The sequence below is a fragment of the Sphaerisporangium sp. NPDC049003 genome (assembly GCF_043197795.1).
Classification (GTDB): Bacteria; Actinomycetota; Actinomycetes; order Streptosporangiales; family Streptosporangiaceae; genus Sphaerisporangium.
In genome coordinates, this window is record NZ_JBICTU010000060.1 from 1 (window position 1) to 20943 (window position 20943).

Annotated in this window: 13 protein-coding genes; 7 read left to right on the forward strand and 6 right to left on the reverse strand. The window is 66.0% G+C overall.

Translation table 11 applies throughout. The features are described 5' to 3' along the window. Positions 1–725 precede the first annotated feature (725 nt). Both ACGFIV_RS35575 and ACGFIV_RS35580 read left to right on the forward strand, forming a co-directional pair. Entirely contained in the window at positions 726–1376 is a 651-nt protein-coding gene (locus tag ACGFIV_RS35575; protein WP_392839438.1) for a DCL family protein, read from the forward strand. A 167-nt stretch (positions 1377–1543) separates the two neighbouring features. Then, entirely contained in the window at positions 1544–2023 is a 480-nt protein-coding gene (locus tag ACGFIV_RS35580; RefSeq protein ID WP_392839440.1) for a hypothetical protein, read from the forward strand. A gap of 94 nt (positions 2024–2117) precedes the next feature. Here ACGFIV_RS35580 and ACGFIV_RS35585 read toward each other — a convergent pair whose 3' ends face one another. After that, a complete protein-coding gene (locus ACGFIV_RS35585) occupies positions 2118–2792 on the reverse strand; it encodes an SDR family NAD(P)-dependent oxidoreductase (RefSeq protein ID WP_392839442.1) in 675 nt (224 codons plus the stop codon). A 369-nt stretch (positions 2793–3161) separates the two neighbouring features. Here ACGFIV_RS35585 and ACGFIV_RS35590 point away from each other — a divergent pair, with 369 nt between their 5' ends. Beyond that, complete coding sequence (locus ACGFIV_RS35590; protein WP_392839444.1) at positions 3162–3659, forward strand: AAA family ATPase; 498 nt, start codon at positions 3162–3164, stop codon at positions 3657–3659. 849 nt (positions 3660–4508) lie between these two features. On the opposite strand, the gene ACGFIV_RS35595 is transcribed toward ACGFIV_RS35590, so the two are convergent. Further along, positions 4509–11777, reverse strand: coding sequence for a DUF4082 domain-containing protein (locus ACGFIV_RS35595; RefSeq protein WP_392839446.1), 7269 nt, complete (start codon positions 11775–11777; stop codon positions 4509–4511). A gap of 250 nt (positions 11778–12027) precedes the next feature. Here ACGFIV_RS35595 and ACGFIV_RS35600 point away from each other — a divergent pair, with 250 nt between their 5' ends. The 3 genes from ACGFIV_RS35600 (at position 12028) to ACGFIV_RS35610 (ending at position 13629) form a co-directional block, all read left to right on the forward strand. Next, positions 12028–12489: a hypothetical protein gene (locus ACGFIV_RS35600; RefSeq protein WP_392839448.1), complete on the forward strand. Its 462-nt coding sequence runs from the start codon at positions 12028–12030 to the stop codon at positions 12487–12489. Positions 12490–12578: 89 nt separating this feature from the next. Then, on the forward strand, positions 12579–13019 hold the full coding sequence (locus ACGFIV_RS35605) for a hypothetical protein (RefSeq protein WP_392839450.1): 441 nt from the start codon (positions 12579–12581) through the stop codon (positions 13017–13019). A 37-nt stretch (positions 13020–13056) separates the two neighbouring features. Continuing rightward, positions 13057–13629, forward strand: a complete 573-nt coding sequence (locus ACGFIV_RS35610) for a hypothetical protein (RefSeq protein WP_392839452.1) — start codon at positions 13057–13059, stop codon at positions 13627–13629. Between the two features lie 154 nt (positions 13630–13783). Here the strand turns inward: ACGFIV_RS35610 and ACGFIV_RS35615 are convergent, their stop codons facing one another. After that, complete coding sequence (locus ACGFIV_RS35615; RefSeq protein ID WP_392839454.1) at positions 13784–14137, reverse strand: NUDIX domain-containing protein; 354 nt, start codon at positions 14135–14137, stop codon at positions 13784–13786. Positions 14138–14510: 373 nt separating this feature from the next. On the opposite strand from ACGFIV_RS35615, the gene ACGFIV_RS35620 reads away from it, so the two are divergent. Beyond that, complete coding sequence (locus tag ACGFIV_RS35620; protein WP_392839456.1) at positions 14511–16148, forward strand: zinc-ribbon domain-containing protein; 1638 nt, start codon at positions 14511–14513, stop codon at positions 16146–16148. A 50-nt stretch (positions 16149–16198) separates the two neighbouring features. Here ACGFIV_RS35620 and ACGFIV_RS35625 read toward each other — a convergent pair whose 3' ends face one another. From ACGFIV_RS35625 to ACGFIV_RS35635, 3 genes are all read right to left on the reverse strand, one after another. Further along, entirely contained in the window at positions 16199–16618 is a 420-nt protein-coding gene (locus ACGFIV_RS35625; RefSeq protein WP_392839458.1) for a hypothetical protein, read from the reverse strand. Positions 16619–16954: 336 nt separating this feature from the next. Continuing rightward, positions 16955–17599, reverse strand: coding sequence for a DUF6283 family protein (locus ACGFIV_RS35630; protein ID WP_392839460.1), 645 nt, complete (start codon positions 17597–17599; stop codon positions 16955–16957). Between the two features lie 328 nt (positions 17600–17927). Then, the gene (locus ACGFIV_RS35635; protein ID WP_392839462.1) at positions 17928–20726 is read right to left on the reverse strand and encodes a hypothetical protein; all 2799 of its coding nucleotides are present in this window, start codon (positions 20724–20726) and stop codon (positions 17928–17930) included. Between the last annotated feature and the right edge of the window lie 217 nt (positions 20727–20943).

Consider the following 20943-nt stretch of genomic DNA (forward strand, 5'->3'; position numbering starts at 1 on the left):
TCGGTCACATCAAAGCGCGCCACATCCGAGTTCTATCAGCCATGACCAGCCCGCTACCGGACCCCACCAAGATCCGAACGTCAAACAGCTCCTAGGAGGCGCCGGTGAGGGGGTAACCAGAGCTCGAACCGCGCGCCGCCGGAGGCGGAGGACCCTGGCCGCCGCGGTCGCGGCTGCGGGAGGCGTCCAGCCGGGTGCACCGTTCAAAGATCCTCTCACGGCTGGCGTCGGCGACCCCATTGCCCGCGCCGCCTCGACGCGCTGGTCGGCCTTCGTGCGCGCCCGCGGCGGTGGCCTGTTCCCGGGCCAAGGCCAGTTCCCCCTCGCGAACGGCGAGCTGGTGCTGCTGCCATCGTTATCTTGGGTTCTTAGTCTCTTCCCGCAGGTCAGAGCGCGATGATCTTGTCAGGCACGTAAGGCACGTTGACCGGCCGTGAAGGCATCTTGCATCGAAGGCGTGCCAGGCTGTTCGGCCGAGCTTGCGGTTCCGGTTGAGGCCCGAGTTCGGTGGTGGGGCTGGTCTGGTCAGCCGCTGCGGCGGCGGCCGAGCCCAGCGTCGTGATGGTGCGAGCCAGCGGCGGGCAGAGGTTCATGCGGCCCTTGCCGACCGACAGAACGGGTCGAACTGGGGGGCGGCGCGCATCAGGTTGGGGGTTTCAGCAGACGACGGTTCAAGCGTTGGCTTAGCGTGTTCCCGAGAGGTTCCGAGCGGATGAGAGTTGAGCTTGCCTGTTTTCTGGATTGGCGTGCGGCGTTACCCGACGAAGGGCGCGGCGGAGGAAGCCATCCGTGGCGTTCTAAGTCGGTATGAGGTAGGCGACGTGGTGAACCAAGAGGCCGATGACCTGCTGCTGCGCGACCTGCTCGACATGCATCCGGAGGCAGATGCCAAAATCGGCTCGGGCGTTGACTGCTTTCGCGTCATGAGGACGCCTCGCGGCAACTACAAGGGGTTCTTGGTAGTCCGCACCGATGGCTCCTCGATCGACTTCTCGTACCAATCCTGCCTGAAGCCACCTACTCACGAGCAGCGTGTCAAGGCTGCCATGCGCACCGAAGTGCGGCCTCAGGTGAACGCGTTCTTCGAGCTCCGGAAGTCGGCCGGCACCTTGGTCTCGGACCAGTCCGGCACCCCGCTGGCAACCGATGGCACCCACGTCGCGTACTTCCGCGGGCCGAGCTTTCTCGACATCGCCGTCCAGTTTGCCGATGCGGCAGGCGGGTGGGACGTCTTTCAGCTGACTCCGACTACGGAACCGGGGCTGGCGGTGTTCGCCGACTCCGGGCTCGCGGCCCGGTGGCATGCTTTCCACCGGGAGCACGCCATCCTTGGCCTGCTGTCGGCGGCGGAGAACCGGCGCCGTCCACGCGGCTGACATCCGGACCCGGCCAGGGCTATCTGGGGTTCCTGACATCTTCTCGCAGGTCAGAGCGATATGATCATGTCAGGCACGTAAGGCACGCTGACCGGCGCTGAAGGCACGCTGCATCGACGGCTCGGTTCCAGTGGCGCACCAGGCACAGGCCGCCCATCATCGGAGGCATGACCTTCGGCGGCCAATACGCTTACGTGATCCAGACGCGCGAACCCGGCCACCCTTCGTGGTCGTGGGTGCACTACAGCAACGGGGAGCGGCAGACGGCCGGGCGCGGGGTCGTTGACGATGCTGTGGGCAGCCCGCGCGTGTTCGGCCGCGCTACCTTCCGCGCCTACCTCGGCCATCTGATCGCTGAGGCATCCGGGGTGGTGAAGTACTTCCTGGATGAGGAGTATCAGGAGCACGGCACCGACTGGCGGATCCTGGTATGGGACGTCCCCGCCACGGGCTACGACCAGCGCAGCACGGTGCCGCCTCCCGGTGATCCGCTCCGCGCGGGTTACGCCCTCGCGATGGCCATCGAGGGCGGCGAACCACACTACGTGGGCACATGGAATGGAGTCGACGTCCGCAAGCGGCTACGCGATCTGGCGATGCGGGCCGAGGCGTCGCGCACCAGGGAGGCCGTTCCTCCTCCCGTCTGAGCCGACTGTCGGTGTACAGGTAGATGTGCACAGGCATGTACGTGTAGACGTACAGACTTGGTGCGTAGGCGGCGGCCCACTCCCGGCAAGAGGCTCAGCGCGGCGACGGCAGCACGGCCAGCTCGCAGGCGTAGGCGTCAGCTGGCGCACTCAGCACCCAGACGATCATCGCAGCCAGCGTCTGCGGCCGGATGCACAACTCGGGATCATACGGGCGCCCGAAGGCGCTCCTGACCTCACCCAGCAGGTCGGTTGCCGTCGCTGCGGGATAGACCGTGGTGACGCGTATCCCATGGGCGGCCTCCTCCTCACGCAGTGAATCGGCCAGCTCCCGCAGCGCCGCCTTGCTGGCGACGAACGCCGACCAGCGGGGGACACCGGTCATCCCGGGCGAGGCGTTGACGAAGATCACATGGCCCCTGGACCGCCGCAACGCGGGCAGCGTCAGCCGTACCAGCTCAGCGGCGGAGGCCACGTTCACCGCCAGCGTCCGCCGCCACGTCTCGGGGCCGGCCTCGGCGACGGCCTCGACGGGGGAGATTCCCGCGCAATGCACCAGCGCCTGCACATCCCCCAGTTCCCCCGCGTCCTCCAGCCCTCCCACGGCGGCCAGCGTCCCGGGTTCAGCCAGATCCGCCTCGATCCCCCGCACATTGAGCCGCCCGACATCGCGCCCCACGGCAGTCACCTGATGCCCGGCCTCTACGAGCGCGCTGACCAGCGCCGTCCCGATCCCTCCGGTGGCTCCAGTCAGCAGCACATTTCCCATGAGGCTCACTTTCTCCGCGGCGCAGTACCTGATCATCGCCCCCGGAGAAGTGGCACACAACCTCGTGTACTTCTGTCCGTACCTGCCTCTGCACTTGAACCCGTACGCCGACACCGACCCTTCTAGCGCGGTGGTGGCCTGGAGCAGGGCGGGCGGCGCCATGGTTATCTGGGGTTGTCAAGCGAACTAGCTGGTCAGCCGCTTGAAGGTCGTTAAGCCACGTAAGGCAAGTAGGCAGGCTGCAGCGGTGGCTTCAAGGCTGAGAAGCGGGCCTCGTGTGGGGTCTGTCCCAACGGAAACATTTCCGTCTTTGGGGCTGTTGCGCGAGCATGCCGGAGTGACCTTGCTGCGGTGCTGTAGAGGCGCCTGATGGATGATGTGAGCCCTGAACCCAGGTTGATCTTGCTGTGCGGGCTGCCTGGCTCCGGGAAAACGACACTGGCCAAGCGCTTGGCGAGAGACCTTCCAGCGGTGCGGCTGTGTCCGGACGAATGGATGGCTGATCTCGGCGTCGACCTGTTCGATGTGAACACCCGCGACCGGCTTGAGCGGCGGTTTTGGGAGCATGCTCAGGATCTGTTGAGGCTAGGGCAGAGTGTGATCTTGGAGTTCGGCTTCTGGGCGCGCTCCGAGCGCGATGAGAAGCGTTTGCGAGCCCGCGTACTTGGCCTTCCCGTCGAACTGCACTACCTTGCTGCGCCGATCGACGAGCTGTGCCGCCGTCTCGAAGCCCGCAACGGGGAAGGGGCGCCTGGGACAGCCCCTGTCAGCCGCGAGTTGCTTGAGGAGTATGTGGAGATCTTTCAGGCTCCCGACGATGACGAGTTCGCTCTTTTCGACGAACCGCTTCCGGGCCGGCGTGGATGATTGGTGCTGGCGGTGTGAGGTGAGACGGGCCAGGGGACTCTGCCACTGCAAGTCTCCCTGGTAGGGCCAAAATCGGTCAGATCTCGTCGTTGTGCCTGGTTCATGAGGTCGGAAGGCGTCATGGGCCGGTGTTCCCTATGACACCGACCCGAGCGGAGGGCCACCAACGCCATCGAGCACGTCCTGGCCTGGTCCGTCTTCCGCCGCGTTCACCAGGCCCGTGCCACGCTCAGCCACTACCGCCGACGTGAAGATCCGCTACCTCAAGATCTCTGAATGTAGTACCGGCGGCAACCTTTTCTGGGCCACCAGAGGGAACAGAACGTCGGCCCAGGTTCACGGGCAGGCTTTCTGCTCGTGCCCAACGGACCGAGTGGTAGATGGCGAAGGTCGAGTTAGCGGGAACCGTGACGCGGGCGATGGTCTCCGCGCCCCCGCAGCCTTCGACGTTCAACCAGTGCTGTAAGAGATAAGACGAGCCCGCAAGAAAGGCCTGTTCCGAGGCCGATGATAGCTGTCAGCAACCAGGGAATTGGGCGCTCGCCATTGTACCATGAAGTTGCAGAAAAGAGAAGGAACAACGCGAGGCCTCCGGCGAGCCCCCATCCTATTCCCCATACGAAGGGCCTTTCGGCCGCCGCTCGCTGCCGACGTGTTGGCGGATGGTCGCCACCTAATGCCTTGTCTATACGACGGATGAATCCGTCCTGGCTCTGACTATCTTCCGCCAACATTCACTCCTAACGATTTGCGTCTCTGCAGCCGAAGGCGGAAAGTGTGTATTCATACACACTTTCCGCCTTCGGTGAGCGCTGTGCGAGTTAGATCACCGGACTCCGCTTGTTAGGGTCACCAGGGTCTATGTGCCCCCTTATAGAGCCTCTGGCCCATATTGTAAATGAAGTCGTCTATGTATATCCAGGCCTTGAGGGGAATGTATTTAGCGAGATACTTATAGATAAATGTTCTGATCTTTGAGTTTAAGAACTTGACGAGCTTGCTGACCACTGCACTTGAGACTAGCCCGAGGAGGAACCCCTTGAAGAAGCTGGACAGGAGCCCTCCCGTCTTGATTCCTCCTTGAGACCCATCCGAGCGCATATAGATGTACTTGCCGACCTCTACAAGCCCCGCCATAGCACCATTGCAGAGTATGAAGGCCAAACCAGACACGGCGCAAGCCACGCCTAGGGCCTTACCCCCCAGCCATGCTACGCCCTCGCAAATCCATCCGCAGGAGCGCTTTCCATCCAGGTCTCGGCAGTTGATGGGGTCAGCGCCGCAGTATTCATAGGCGTTGGCGTTGCCTCCGATGACCGGGTCGACTTGAAGGAAACGGCCGGTGATGGGGTTGTAGAGGCGGACGCCCATGAGGGCGAAGCCGGCCAGGGTGTCGAAGGAACGTTGGGCGGTGCCGAGCCAGGAGTAGCGCGTGGGGTTGGTGGCGTCGGGGCGGGCTGAGCCGTACTCGGTCTGTTCGAAGTAGGCCTGGATGCCGGTCGCGCCGGTGCCGGAGTCGCAGGTGGCTATGACGTCACCGTGCAGGTTCGACAGTTGCAGAGTGGTGATGCCGCCGTTCGTCTGGATCGCACCTAGGCCACCCAGGCCGGTGACGTTGCGGGTCCAGGTGCCGTTGGCCTCAGTGATCCAGGATGGGCTGTCGCTCCCGCTTGCATAGTGGTTGGTGACCGTGCCGGGGCGCGGACCGCCGGTGGTGGTCATCGACCGGATCCGGCCGGCCGGGTCAAGGTTGAACGTAGAGGACTGACTGCCTTGGGTCAGCGAGGCGACCATGTCGTTGGAGAAGTACCCGACCGTCACGTTGCTGCTTCCGGAGACGTGCGCTGCGGGCACCTGGGTTGTGCGGCCGAACGCGTCGTAGGTGTAGCCGCTGGTGGTTATGCGGTCGGCCTGGTCGTAGCCGTAGGTCTGGCTGACTGGGGTGGTGCTCGTCGAGCACAGCCCGTCGGCGTCGGCTGGGTAGGCGGTCAGGCTGGTGCGGTTAGTATCGGCGTCGAAACCGTACATCCGGGTGGTGCATTGGGTGCCCCAGGTGTCGGCGACCTTGGTCAGCCGTCCCGCCCCATCATAGGTGTACTCCTCCGTGCTGCCTTGGGCACTGACCATCTGCACGATCCGGCCGTCGGCGTCGGGAACGGCCGAGAAGTTCAGCCATTTGGTGCCGGCCTTGGCGTAGGTCAGCGCGATGTTCATGCCGCTGTTGTCATAACTGCTGGAGGCTGCGAGCCCGCCGGGCAAGTTCTGCTGCGCCAAGGCGCCGTCGGCGGTGTAGGCGCCGGTGAATGTGCCAGCTCCACCGGTGTTGACCGAGGTCACCAGGCCCCGGCGCTCGACCTTCCCGGCGGCGTCGGTTCCGTCGTAGGTGTAGGTGTAGGTGCCCTTGCCGTCGTTGACGGTAAGCACCCGGCCGGCCGCGTCGTAGCCGGTTGTGGAGGCGTTGCCGTCGGCGTCAGTGGTGGAGGTGACCCGGCCCAACGTGTCATAGGCGGTGCTGACACTGGCACCGCCGGCGGTGACCTCGGTCTGCAATCCCGTGGCTGGGTTGTAGGTGTAGGTGACATCCGGCACCGCGGTACCACCCGCCGAGGCGGTAGTCACGTTCAGCGATGTGGTGGTGACACGGCCCGCCCCGTCATAGGTGGACGTGCTGGTCCGCACGACGCTGCCTGTGTCCTCGGTGACTGTGGTGGTGCCGCCGAAGTACCCGTACCTAGTAGTGGTGACCGGCAGCGACTGGCCGGTCGGCTGTGCCGCCGGGGCGGTACGGCACACCAGTCCGGCCCATTCGGGCTTGTTCCCGCACGCGGCCACGCTGTTTGCACCGAAGGTGTAGTAGGTGGTGATCGTGGTCCCGGCGTCGGAACCGGCCGAAGAGGGCATCCACCGCTCGATCTGGCGTCCAGCATCGTCATAGCGGACCCGCTGGACGATGTCGGTGCCACCAGGTACGAGCGTGGTCTGGCTAGTGGGCTGGGCAAGATCCCAGCCGGACGGATCCCCGGAGACGATCGGGGCGTACCCAGTCTTGAGCGTCCGGGTGTCGGCGGCGGTTAAGCCCGCCGTGCCGTCCGCCACCCGCGGAGAGGTCTTGGTCGTCGTGACCAGGCCTAACGCGATGTTGTTCGAGGGCATGCCCTCGTCGTAGGTGTAGGCGGTGTGCTGGCGGCCCGACACCACCGTCCTCGACGCCAGAGCGACCCGGTGGGTGGGGCCGTCGGTGGTGACCACGTTGCCGTAGTCGTCATAGGTGGTGATGGTGGCGAGGAGATCAGCACGCTCCGCGGAGCTGGTACGGCCCGCAGCGTAGGGGTCCGTATCGGCGGTGGGGGCAAGCGCCTGGGCGCGATTGCCCGGGCCGATCTCCCAGACGGTGTTGCCATAGTCGTCGTAGCGGGTCGCGGAGACCTGCCAGGCGCCCGCTCCATAGACAGCGGTGTTGACCGAGCGGCCGTTCACATCTAGGTAGGTAAGCCGACCGTAAGGGAAGTCCCCCGAAGAGGGCGTGTAAGTGCCGTCCCCGGCGCGGGCTGGAACCTTGGAGGGAGGGAAGACGGCTGCGCCGACGCGGGGAAGGTCTGTCGCCTGTGCCCATTTGGTGGTCTGGGTGCTGGTCAGGTCGATTGGAGCGCCAGTGCCGCCGATGGGCAGGTTGTAGGCGATGGCTTGGGTGAGCTCTCCTTGAGGGCTGGTCCGCGTGACGTGTGCGATCCGGCCGGTGGTGTCGTACTCCATCCGCCATGGGGCCAGGCCAGACGGGGTCACCTGGCTCAGTCGGCCCTCACCGGTGTAGTAGTACGTCGTGGTCAGCGCAACACGGGGATCGGTCACCGTGCGCAGGTGCCCGGTGGAGTCGTACCCGTAGGTGGTGACAATCGTGGACTTCATCGCCGAGGTTGCGGGGTCATAGGCCGCGTATGAGATCGACTTGACCAGCCCGGCATAGTCACCCCAGCCGGAAGCGATGCCCGTTGCCGTGGTGGCCGATGCGTAGGTAATGTCGAGCGTCTTGCATCCGGCGACCAGGCTTGCGGAGCAGTCCACTCCTGCCGGAACCGGGGCGAGCATGCGGGTTACCCGTCCTTGCCCGTCAAGCATATAGGTGGTGGTGTTCTCCTGGCCGGGTTCGCGGACACTGCTGACGACCCATCGGGTCAAGTCAGAAGCGAAGTTGACGTCGACCCAGTAGTTGCCGCCGCCGTAGGAACTGGTGGGGAACTGGGAGGCGGTGCCGTAGGAGAAGACGCCGTTGCCGCCGTACACGGCGCTGGTGGCCGGGGCGTGTAGCGGCGGGCTGTCCTTCGCCGTCGCGAAATAGTTACCGTCGAAGGAGTAGTGCCCGGCGGGAGCGAAGTAGGACGCGATGTACGTTGTGCCCGACGTTACCCGGATCGGCGCGGTGAAGGTGAGGGTCTGCCATCCCGATGTGGCCTCCTCTGTGAACGTGCCCGTGGCGATCTTCTGACCTGACGCTGTCCACAGGTTCCCGATGTGCGTTCCGGTATTTCCTTGCCCCTTATAGAAACGAATTCCGGTGATGAATCCCGGCTGGTCGGCGGTGAACTTCACCCCCAACTCGACCGGGTCGGGGTCGGTGGAGGCCGCAGTTCCTGGGGTGGCGGCCACGCCGAACAGGCTTGTGGTGCTCACGGTCAACAGGGCGGGGTCAGGTGCGCCCTGGTTGGGAACGAACTCCACATCCACCCAGTAGTTGCCGCCGTGGTAGCTGCCGGACGGGAACGTGGAGGCCGCCCCGTAGCCGTAGACGCCGTTGCCGCCGTACACGTCCGCAGTGGCCGGGGCGTGCAGCGGAGGGCTGTCGGTGGCCGTGCTGAAGAAGTTGTCTGTGAAGGAGTAGTGTCCGGCCGGAGCGAAGTAGGACGCCACATACGTCGTGCCAGGACTCACTTGAACCGGTGCGGCGAAGGTGAGCGTCTGCCATCCCGATGCGGTTTCGCCGCTGAACGTCCCGGTGGCAAGGTTCTGCCCGGAGGTGGTCCACAGGTTCCCGATGTGCGCTCCGGTGTTCCCCGTGCCCTTGTAGAAACGCACCCCTGTGATCAGCCCTGGCTGGTCGGCGGTGAACTTCACCCCGATCTCCAGCGGATCGGGCTCGTTGACCGCCGCAACCGCCGGAGCCGCCGTGGCGGCGAAAAGGTGTGCAGGGGCGGTCGGGGCCACCGCGGCTGCCTTGAAGGTTGTCTTGACCCCGGCGGCGTCGGTGTGGGTGAACTGGGTGGGTGAGTCCTTGACCACCGTGGATCCGTCGGTGGCGTCGGAGACGCCCTGGTAGGTGCCGTCGGCCTGCTTCGTGTAGGTGAGCTGAGAGCCGTCAGGACCTGTGAAGAGCACGTACCCCTTGTCAGTGTGATCTTCGAACTGGCTGCCAGCGACGGTCGAGCTGCCGGTGGGGAAGGAGGCGGTCCAGCCTGGTCCGAACACCCCGCCTGCGCCGGTGACGGTGGCGGGGGCCAGGGTGGTGTGGCCACGGGATACAGACAATCCGAATGCATCAGCGTCCGTGGCGCTGACCGAGTAGTCACCGGTGAGCAGGGCGGCGGAACCAGGCCCAAGAGAGGCGGTGGCATAGGAGGCGCCGAAAGCGGTTCGTTCCAAGGTGAAGTTGAGCGGGTCGGAGCAGTTGTCGGCGGTGCCGCTGGTGAAGCAGGCCCGCAGCGCGACGGGGCCGTCACCGCGACCGGCGCTGCGCATGGTGTGGGCGACGTCCCAGTACAACTCTGCGAAGGGCTGGCTGGTGTCGGTCCGTGTGACGGGCCAGGCGGCGATCGGGGTGGGCGAGCCGGGTACGGTCACATCGGTGGTGGGGATCGGTGACCAGATGGCGTCGGTCTTGACGTCGGCCTTGTACTCGTACCGCACGCCGGTGCGGTCGGGGGCCGCTATGGCGGCCAGGGCGATCGCGGCCTGGGTACGGTCCTCGTCCAAGGGTTTGGTGACCTGACCCACTCCGGCGCCGAAGCTGTAGGCGGTCACCGTCGAGGTGCGCAGGGCCATGTCGCGGGTCTTGACGTACAGGGTGTGCCAGCCCTGCTTGGGATCGATGCCGACGGTCAGCGGTTTGCCGCCGCCGCCGTTGTCGGCGGCCAGGTTCGGCGCGGACGGGTCGTCCAGGCCCCAGTAGTAGCCCGAGCCGTCGGCGGAGGAGGTGGTGAAGGTGGCGGTCACCGGCTGGGTCTGCTTGGCCGACCAGACGTTCGCCGAGTAGGACGCCACGCTCACGGTGGGGGCGACCGGGTCGGTCACATCCACGGTGAAACTCTTCAGCGCTGACCAGGAGCGGGAGTAGTCGGTGCCGTCGAACGCGCGCGCCCGCCACTGGTAGTGCTTGCCGTCGGCGAGCTTGCCCGCCGGGACCTGGATCTTACCGAGCTCTCCCTGTTGGAGGCCGGTCACCGCGCCTGACCAGACCGTGCCGGTGCCTTCGGCAGGGTAGGCTGGGTCGCGCAGGACCTCGAAGTCGATCTCTTCGGTGTCCCATTCGCCGTCGCCGACCAGGCCGGCCAGGGTCGGGGTCAGCGAGGTGACATACGTGCCGCCGTTGGTACCGCCGGCGCTGGGAGTGATCGACAGGGCCGACGGCACGGTCGGGTAGGAGTTCCACTGGACCGTGATCATCGGGCCGGGCATGCCGGAGGTGTTCTCCGAGGAGCGGAACATCCGCCAGTTGGTGATGTCGGACTCATTCACCGCCCTGATCTGCATGCCATAGTTGGGGGTGCCGTCCGACCAAGCTTGCAGCATGCTCTCGATGGAGAACAGCATCGTGCTCTCGGCGCAGTCCGGATCGCCGTAGGCCTTGGTGTTGGTGACAGCGTCGGTCGCCGTCGTGGACGGTTGCGCCGCCAGGGTCAGCGTCGACGGCTGCCACGCCGAGGTCACCCGGCGCACCTGCATACCCGACCCCACGCTGCTGCCGCAGGCGTTGGACTTGTAGTTCGACAGGGTCAGATCCGCGTTGAGGATGTGCTTGCGGGTCATCCCGTTCAGGCCGAACTGCAGGTAGGTGCGTGCGGTCTTGGCGCCCGAGCCGAACTTGCCCGCGTGCAGCCAGGTGCCGCTGGTCTGTGAGCTGGGGTAGTCGGTGGAGACGAACGTGTCGGTCTGAAGGGTCAGGTTCATCCACGGGTCCACCGTGACCGGGTACTGCACCGCTGGGTCGGACATGAACCCCGTGTCCGGCTTGAGGACGAACGTCGGACCGTCCGGACCGTTGACGATCTCGGAGGCCACCTCGGCACGCTTGCCTTGATCGGGGGACTGTTCGGCGGCGGCGTCCCACATCTGCGGCGCGGGAGCGGCGGCGATCACCTTGCCGGAGGAGTCGTCGGCGAGCTGCAGACCGTGATCGGCACGTTTGCCGAACGTCATTCCTGACAGCTCGATCGGGAGCTTGATCTCCACCGGGCCGGTAGGCCGCTCACGGAAGACCATGAAGTGCACGAAACCACGAACTTGTGCCTGCACGACCAGATCAGCGCCTGGCACGACATCGCGCCACGTCATGGTGCTGCCCGAGACTTCTGGCTTACCCAACTGGCCGGCCCACTTCAGGCCGAAGCGGCGTGTCTTGCCCTTACGCTTCCCGTTGACCTTCACCGTGGTGTCGTCAGCGATCGAGGCGAAGGCGCCCGAGCCGTCGGCGCTGAAATCGATGTCGGCGACGGCCGCCTTGGGAACCAGACGGTTACCATCCTGGACGAGCGTGATGTCGACAGGAGTCCAGCCATCCCCGCGCTTGACGCGGATAGGCCCAGAGTTGATCTCCGTTGTTACGGTCCCATCAGGGTTGATCCATGACGTGGACTCCTCAGTGCGCTCTGAGGTGACCTCCACGCGGGAGTTCTGCAGACGAGCGGCCAACCCCGCCGACGTCATGTCGGGGCGCTCGGTGACCTGCTCTGGCTTGGGCGGTGTCGGAGCCTGGCGTAGTACCAGAAGGTTACGTCCCTCAGTTGCTTCCGCGGTCGATGTTGAGGATAGGGCGAGGGCTGTCACCAGGCCGGTGACGATGACCCGTGTCAGGAGTCTGCGTTTCGGTAAACGCGCAGACTGGCGCACGGGCCGGGGGGGGTGGTCCACCAAGGCTCCAAAGATCATGGAATGTGTCGGTGAAGAGTTAGCCATGGTGGATCTTGGGCAAACCTCCATACTGGCCCTTCTCTGGTTACAAATTGGACACGCCCAGCTTTGAGGCTGCTGTGTATCCGGCTGTGGGACGTCCGGCTGATGAGATCGGCAGGTACCGGTGGATCGGGGCGGCACAGAGCGATCAGGAGGTAGCCGCCTTCCTCGCCGACCGCCAGGACGACGGCGAAGCGAACGCCCCTTCATGACCAGCCGTTCGGACGCACATGGCGGTGCCCGCCGCAGGGCGACAGGCGACTGCCACGCCGCCCGCGAGGTATTTGAGCACGATGTCGAAGGGCCGGGGCCATCGATCCGCCGGTCCAGCTCGGCGGTGTGCGCGGTGGTCTGCGCGCGTTCGGCGACGACGGCCCGGCGTAGCGCCCAGTTCGCCGTCGAAGCGGCGGTCGCCGGTGGCCACCGCCCGCTGCTCGGCGGCGGTATGAGCCTTGCCATCCCGGGCCCGCGCGCGGCCAGGCCGCCGCGGTTGACCCGCGCGCACGTGGGCAATCCTGCTGGATTCGCCTGGCGGACACCCGTCCGTATTGTGCTGGTGTTCATCGGTGACGCCGCGGTGCACACCGCCACCCCCGACGGTTTCTGGGCCGGCGGCCACGGCCGCGCGGCGCTCACCCGCGCCGAATGGCCGACGCGGGGGTGCGGGTAGTGCCCGGCTCCAGTGGCCGGCTAACCTCAGGCAGCGGCCCGCTGCTGGCCGAGCTCGATGCGCACATGGCCGGGCGCGGGGGAGCCGGCATGACCGCGCAGGTGCCCGCGATCGGCACGGCGGATCGCAGCGGACGGATGAGCGAGCCGCTGATCGAGCCCACCGCGGTGTACCCGGCCGGGCGCCCGCCCCGACGGCCCGGACGGCCCGGGGGGCCGGGGGGTGACTCCGCCGGGCACCAGGGACCCGGCGGCGGCCAAGACGGCGGCTTTCCGCAGCCGCGTCCCGGCGGCCTGCCGGTCGGCACCGGCCCGCTGGTGGCCACCATCGGCGCCATCCCCGGGCTTCGGCCGCGCCGCACCCGCCGCCGGCGCGGCGCGGACACCCCCGGCCCCGACGTCGACCTCATCGACGCCGCCGGCCGCCACCGAACCGCAGGCCTGGGCGTGACCGGGTTAATACCCCGCGCCCGTGATGATCAAATTGTGCAGGCCCGGAACGCCGCCCTGATCGGGTTCGGCGCGGCGTAGGGTGGTCACTGATCTTCCCCCCAGCTTGGAGCTCTTCATGCCCGTGCGGTCGGCTCAGGATTGGCATGTTCTCGGCGTCGTCGACGTTCCCGGACCCGGCCGCTACGAGATCCTCTACAGCAACGCCCAGGGCGCCGCCGTACGCCCTATCGAAACCGAGACCGACGACCTGGTCACGGTGAAGGTCGGCAGCACCGGGATCCTGCACACCTGCAACCTGTGCTCGTGCTGTCAGACATGCGCCTGCGCCGACACCGGAGACCTGTGCTGGCCCTGTGACCGCTTCCGACGATGGGTCCACACAACAGGCCCTCAGCTGGACACCTACCTGGCGGCCTGCGCGGCGCCCGAAGGCTGGTTCGTCGAGACCGGCTCCCGCATCGTTCATGTCGTGGGCTGCTCAACTCTGAACCGGACCGTGAGCGAGGTGACCCGCATCTTGGACGACAACGCCTGCCCACACGGCCAGTTCTACGACCCTGCCCCTCCCGTCCCCGTGCGTGCCGACACGATCCGCGGGGGCCGCCGCTGCCGCATCTGCTGCCCGGACATCACACTGACCCCCGGCGGCTCTGGCCGCTTCGCTGCGGGTGGCGGTCGCGAGGGCTAGCACTTCGTCACTACCGGCTTCATTGGCTAGTGACTAGACCGTCGAGGCTCTCGCGTTCGGTTCGACAAGGAGGCGAACACCGACTGCGGAGCCTCGACCGGTGCGCACCGTGATCCGGTGCCGCTGCCGACCGGAAGCGTTCGACGGGGTCCGGTCAACCGGCCCGGCCCGGCGCGTTGACCGCTCGCGCCATGCGGTGCCCGACGAGGCGCTCGGCCTCGGCGAGCGGGTACCAGGCGGCACCCCTCACCTCGGACTCCTGGATGCGCCCCACGTCCGCATCTGTCACGAAGGAGTATCCGATGTCGAGATGGTGGTGCTCCGGTTCGTCCTTCTCCGGTCGTGCCGGAACCCTGCCGTACTCGATGTAGACGGCGGTTTGCGACGCTGAGACGATCTTGTTGGGGTCAACACCGGTCTCCTCCGTCAACTCGCGCACCGCCGCGTTGATCACGCCTCGAATGACGTCCGCGACGCTGCTCCCCGGGTTCGCAAGAGTCCTCGGCATCGGGATCACCAAGGACGACCATGCAGATAGACCCCAACATCCGCCGTCCCGGACATCTGCTGGACAGATACGTCAGGGAAGGTGAAGGTCTCCTCACCTACGACATGGACGACAAGGCGGGCCGGGTCGTCGACGCGCTCCGCTGCAGCGCGGCCAGTGACACGCTGAGGAACCCCTCGACGCCGGCCGCGATCCATCCCCCTACACCGGGCGTTGGGAGGCCCCAGGTTATCTGGGGTTGTCAAGCGAACTAGCTGGTCAGCCGCTCGAAGGTCGTTAAGCCACGTCAGGCAAATAGGCCGCCAGCGGCCGGTCCGCGCGGCGGCGAGGCCGTCCGAGTTCCGCTGAGCTCATGTTGTCAGTGGCGTCTGCCATGCTGCCGCTCGTGGGAGATCAGGATGAGGACGCCGACCGGCAGGAGCAATGGGCTCGGCTCCAGCGCGAGTTTGTCTCGAACCTCTCGAATCCGGGACTCCGGCTGGAGGAGATGCTGCGGTCGGCCAAAGACCGTTGCTGGTGGCGATGTTCGAACGAAGGCTGCGGGTATGAGTGGCCGGCGGCCTTGCGGTTTCGGACTCGACGCAAGCCGACAGGGTGCCCAGAATGCTGGAGGAAGCGGAACCGGGTGCCCGGCCCAGGTGAGTCGCTCGCTGACGTCAATCCCGCACTGGCCAAGCAGTTTCGAAGGAACCTGAGCCGTCCGGAGCGAGGGCCGGATACCTTGCTGCCGCAAGCGCATGATTTGTGCGAGTGGGAGTGCGAGCAAGGGCATCTGAAACCAGCCAAGGTTGCCAACCGCACCAACGGACGCGGGTGTCCGGACTGCAGCGGTCAGGGGCGCTCCTTCTTCGAGTGCAAGGTAGCGGCGCTCGTTGAAGCCGCATCCGGGCTTGCCGTCGAGTTGGATCATCGGCTGCGCCTGGAAGGGCGAAGAGAGGACCGCTTCGATCTCTTCTTGCCGGAACTGAGCCTGCTCATCGACTTAGATCCTGCCTGGGGCCATGACGGGGCGGCCAGCATCGCGCGCGACACCGCGAAGACGGAAGCGGCCATGGCTGCCGGGCTCGATCTGGTGCGAATTCGCGAGCGTAGACTGCCCCCGCTGCCGGTCCCTGGTCTGACGCACTACGAGGCCGGGCGAGGACTTGATCCTGAGGAGTGGGCCGCCGTCCTCGGTGATGTGCTGCGCCAGCGCGGCGCGCCATGGAAGGATCTCGACGCTGCTCAGGTCAACGCCGCCCTGGAGAAGGCGTCCCAAATGTGGCAGGACGTCGTAGCCGGGCCCAAGATCTCAGCGCTGGACGTTGCACCTCATCTTGCGGACGAGTTCGTCGCCAACCGCGACAACCCGGGCAGGGGACTTGATCGGATGCCGCCGGGATGCAATGACGAGTGCGCTTGGCGCTGCTCCAAGCCGGGCTGCGGCTATGAATGGGAAGTTTCCCTGGCGGCGAGAACGCTTTTGGGACGGGGCTGTAAGGAATGCGGCCATCGCAAGACCGGGGCGGACAACAGCCGACCGGGCCCAGGCGAATCGCTGGCTGAGGTGAATCCGGCGCTGGCGGCCCAGCTCGTCGAGGTCGTCGACCATCCTGGATGGACCGCGTGGGATCTCCTGCCCAGTTCGAACAAGTCGTGCATATGGAGATGCCCGAATCCTGACTGCAGACACGAATGGCCGGCTCCACCCGGTCGGCGGACAGGCCAGGGCAGCGGTTGTTCCGAATGCGCACGCAAGCGCACTGTTGCGGGACGGGTCCGGCCGAAGCCCGGCCAGTCGTTGCAAGACATGTTTCCGCAGATCGCGGCTGAACTGGCCGAGGTCATCGGCCATCCGGAAATGACGGCTGCGGATCTGCGTGTGAACTCCCGTAAGGACTGCAGCTGGCGGTGCGTGAAGGCCGGGTGTACTGGCTCGTGGCCAGCGACACCCGAGCAGCGGACACGCCGAGGTGCAACAGGGAAACGATGCCCGAAGTGTTACCCGCCCCGGCGGTCGGCAGCGAGGTGATCTTGCCGTGCCGGTCGGTTCACGATGATCAGGCATCGTGAACCGACCGGTCAGCTCGCCGCCGACTCGGCGATCCGGGCTTCCCGATCGGCGATCATCTGGGTTAACAGGCTGTTGTTCTCGTGTCGGACCGCCTGCGGGCCGATTCTGTCGACGCCGGCGACTGTGGTGATCCACGCATACGCGGCTTTGGCCATCATTTCGAACTCCTTGCGCGCGATCGAGTGGGGGTTGCCGGCCTCGAAGGTGGTGGCGCGGTGCATGTCCTTCACCGACGTCATCGCCGCTCGTGCGGCGGACATCGCGTCGCGGGCGCCGAACTCATCGCCGTGTCCGCAGCGCATGTTCCACACCGTGCCCAGGCAGTACGACAAGTACAAAGCGATCCGGCCGGCGTACGTCTTCTCGGTGTTGAACGCCCGGCCCACCCCGCGCAGCCCCGCCAGATACGCGCACGCCTCGATATGCAACCGAGGTCCTCATCGACCACCACCACGACACCGACTCGTCGGCGGCCGCCCGCTCAGGCCGGTAGTAACGAGGCAGTGCACCCGACATGCCTGAAGACCCCTGAATACTGGTGAGGCAAGTACGCGCCAACCTTACTTGCCTCACATCACTGCCTACTCAGAGTCACCCAAGATAACAGTAGAGTTCGCGCAACTGGGCCCGGTCGTACTTCGCCGTCACGTTTCAAGAGGGTCGTCAGCGCGGCCAGGCGGCTCACCCACTCCCGTGCACACGGAGACGAGGTGCGAAGCGGGCTCGTCATTAGTGCTGGCAAATTTCAGGCCCGGCTCAGATGCCTACTTAGTTTCGAGCTGGACATTCTCTGCGCCGTTATCGTGCGGCCGATCCAGTCCCGCAGAGATGTGTTCCACATCGGCCGGGTCTGGGCGGGGCGTGACGCCCGGCCCGGGCCAGTCAGTGCCGATGCGTCCGTGCCGGTCGCCCCGGCATGGGGCCAAGGCCGGGTCGTCGGGGTCGACTCCGTTGGCTATGGCCATCTGTTGATAGTTGTCATAAAGGTCGACGTCGCTCTGCACGTCGCTGTAGTCGTGGCCCCGCATCCGGAGGGTGAGGTTGTCGGCCGCGCCGCGGAGTATGAATCCGGCACAGGTGGACGGATGCCTGGTGTCGGAGGCGTGGCAGCCGAAGGTTGCCACGGCCAGATCGTAGGCCGTGTGAGCGGAGTGGCGGAACACCTCGGGAGGGAAGGCGCCTACTGGTGCGTCCCTGCGCCAGGGGCAGCGACGGCAGGGGCTGGTCTGATAGTCGTCGTTGTCGTCACGGCGGGTGCTGATGACCGTGAACACTCCCCAGCCGTCGGCGCCCTCTCGGACGCGGAGCACGCCGACAGGCAGTGCGGCCAATTCCGCCAGCTCTGCGACGACCGCCAAGAGGTCCAGCTGGCGTCCCGTTGGGGTGCGATGCTCGGGACTGGAGATCACCGGCTTCCTTCCGTCGGGAGGTCATACTACCGAAGGCCCTCGACGCGGTGATCGGCATTTGGGCGTCCTTGCCCGAAAAGGAACGGGCGGAAGAAGTGCGCGCAGGGAGAGTGGGCGAGCCCGAGCATCGCGGCAAAGCGCAGCTGCGGTTCGCCGACACCATCGGCCCGGTGTCGGCGGACGACCAGTATCGCCGCCGTGGCAATCGGTGGCAGAGCACCGTTGCCGTAACGCAGCACGGTCGTCCCTCAGACCCGCTTCGGGGAAGTAGCGTGGGCGAGCGGGCCGGACCGGGCGAGAAGAACAGCCAGCCACAATCCAGAAGTGTTCAGTTGCGGGTGAGGAGATCCATCAGGGATAGCCACAGTGGGCCCGTGCTGCCGGCGAAGGGGTCGTGGACGGTGAGGGTGGGGTCGGCGGAGGTAAGGAAGGCTGTGACGCCGGCGGCTTGCTGGCGCTTCAGTTGGCCGGCGTGCTTGAGGACGAGCGCGAGCAGGTAGGTTCTGCGAAGGCGGGCGAGATTGGGATGGGCTTTCACCACAGGGTCGGCGAACCGCGCGAACAGCGGGGAGCTCTCGCGGGTGAGGTCCGCCCCGAGCGCCGAGTGCAGGGCGGCGACAGCCGCGGGGTCGGTGGCCAGGCGCCGCAGAAGCGGCCCGGTGGCAAGCCGCATCTCGGTCAGGGGGGCCGCTTCGAGTCGTTCGTGGACACGGCATATCAGGATTGGCAAATCAGCGGGGTCAGCGGCGCTGAAGCAGATTGCCAGCGTGTCGGTCCAGCTGCTTGGTCCTGGCCCGGCGCGGTGGGTGAACCATTCAGACAGACCGTTGAACCAGGTGAACGTCACGGGATCCCGGGGAAACAGCTGGGCGTACACGGCGCGCTGTTCGGCTCCCTCGCGGTCTACCCAGGCATCTGGCGAGTCCCAGTCCGATGCGCTCACCGTCAACGTCGCCGCGAAATCCTCGACGCTGACATTCCAGGACTCGATGTCCAACAGGCTGGCGATGACGACGCTGCTGCGACGTGGGCTGTAAGGAGTCAAGGTGCTGACGAGCGCCGTAAGGATCGACAGATCGGCTCGGGCGTCACGCTTGGCCCACAAGATGACATTTCGGTCACCGCGTAGGACGGGGCCGTCTGAAGCGTCAGAATAGGCGCTGCGAAGGAGCTCGGCGATGTGCGGGTAGTAGGCGGCAACGCTAGCCAGCGCCGCCAGAACCAGCGCGCGCGGGGCATCTGTCGTTTGCTGAGTGCGTCCGGTGAGCCTGGCATACAGACGGTCTCCGAAATGCTGCTCCAGCTCAGGCCAATTGGCTGCGATCAGATCGGTCAAGACCGGATCGGGCTCGAAGTCCAGACCCGTGAGCTTGACACCTGGCTCATTCGGCTCGCCGAACGTCTCGTGGAGCCCGTCGATGAGGGTCAGGTCCTGCAAGAGCAGCATGCCGATCCAGGCGATCTGCCGATCCTCCTCCAGCTCAGGGCCGTAGGCGCAAAGATCCTCCCTGATCTGCTCGCGCAACCACGCCATTTCCGGCAGGAGGTTCTCGCGGCCGCTGGCTTCAGCAGCCTCCTGACGGGCGATGAGATTCCGGGCTGTACCTACCATGATTGTGCGACGGACCTGCAGGTCTGGATCGGTCTTCCACAAAGCGATCGTGGCGATGAGCTCGGCGGGTTCGAGTGCACTGCGCGTGAGCTCGAAGGCCAGCACCTCACGCAGTTCGGCATCCAGATGACCCAGCAGGTCAAGGGCATGCCGCGTCAGAACGCGTGATCGGGCATCATCGCGGCCCGCGTGCGCCTGCAGCACCGCTGAATGTGTCAGATCGTCGTTCCCAACCGTGATGTGGCGCGAATCCTGAAGCGCTCTGCGAGCGTAGTCGATGACGTGTCCTTGGTCCGGCCATGCCGAGATGATCGAGGGAACGTGCCAGCTGAGCACGATCGCACTGACTTGCGTGCACAACCGCGACACCTCGGCCGCGTCGTGGCGCTCCAGAACGCGTTGCGCGGCGGCCTGCGCATCGGCAAGAGACTCTCCGTCTTCAAGGGTGGTGCCGGCGGCTGTAGAGCGAAGAAGCCCCCATGCATTGGCGACTGCGTTGGCAACAAGCACCTGATGTTCATCCAGCCCGCCCTCGTGACGCAGAAGGCCGATGAGGAGCTCGAACCCTTTCTCCAGGCCGAGCACGTCGATGGCGACGTCCGCCAGCGGTGCGGCGTGCTTGAAATTGCCGAGCAACCGGTCCCTCAGGGCCGTGACGACGGTGGCATCTTCGCCGAATCTCTTCAGGAGTTCCCGGGCTGCGGACCACGGCCTATGTGCGTCCAGGCCCTCGAGCAGGGCAGCTCTGGCTGCCTCGTCGGTCATCGACCTGGACAGGCCGATGACCGTGAATGGCTGGATACCGCGCGTGAGTTCGTGGGTGACGAACGGTGCCAGCACTTGCTGGAAGGTCGGGTGTTCACGCCAGCGCTGCGGGACCATGTTGATGTTGAAGAGGATCATGCCGTGCTCGGTGCCGAGTTCGCTCGCGGTCCATTCCAGGAACCGGTCATCGTCACTGAACACACGGCACGCCAGTGCCCACGCCAAGTCCCGGTCGCCGCCGTTTCTTCCATTGCCGCGCAGCGTTTCCAGGGCGAAGTCAGCCATCTGCCGGTTCCCGGCCGCAGCACGGTCGAGCAGCTGGACCACCATCGCTTTCCAGGGGTGGGAGAAGAGCCGGTCCTCTCTCCGTACAAGCTCGATCAGCCACAAGCGCTCTTCTGGGCGTAGCTCTTGCGGATCGTCCAGGTCGGCGCGCAGCAGTAGATGCAAGGCGGCGATGCGCACCGGGTAGGCGGCCTGGCTGCGTGCCCACTCAATGCGCTGTGATGTCTCGGGCGAGGTGGGCCAGCCCACTCCGAGCGCGTATAGGCAGGCAGCCTGTGTCGATGCCGATGGGCCATCTCGCAGGAGACGGAGGAGTTCAGTTTCTATATCGTCCTGGCCTTTGAAACGGTGAGCAATGGAGAGAGCCGCTTGGATCTTCACCTCCTCGTCCGGATGACGCAGTCCCCACAGAAGCGCCGTAGCGGCCTCATCATCGGTAACGGGCACCTCGCGCAGAGCCCACATCGCCGGGGCAGGCTGCGGGCGCGCCGCAGAGAGCCACCGCCGAAAAACGGGAAGAAGATGCGCGCGTGTCGCAGGGATCGCGGAGGCCGCCCGTACCAGCGCGGTGACGACGGCCGCACGGTGTGTCGCCGGCCAGGCTTATGGGACCACCGAGGGTGGTTTTCTGCCACGAGCATGGGACCACCCGGTTGCCAGTGATGGGACCACCCCGCGTGTC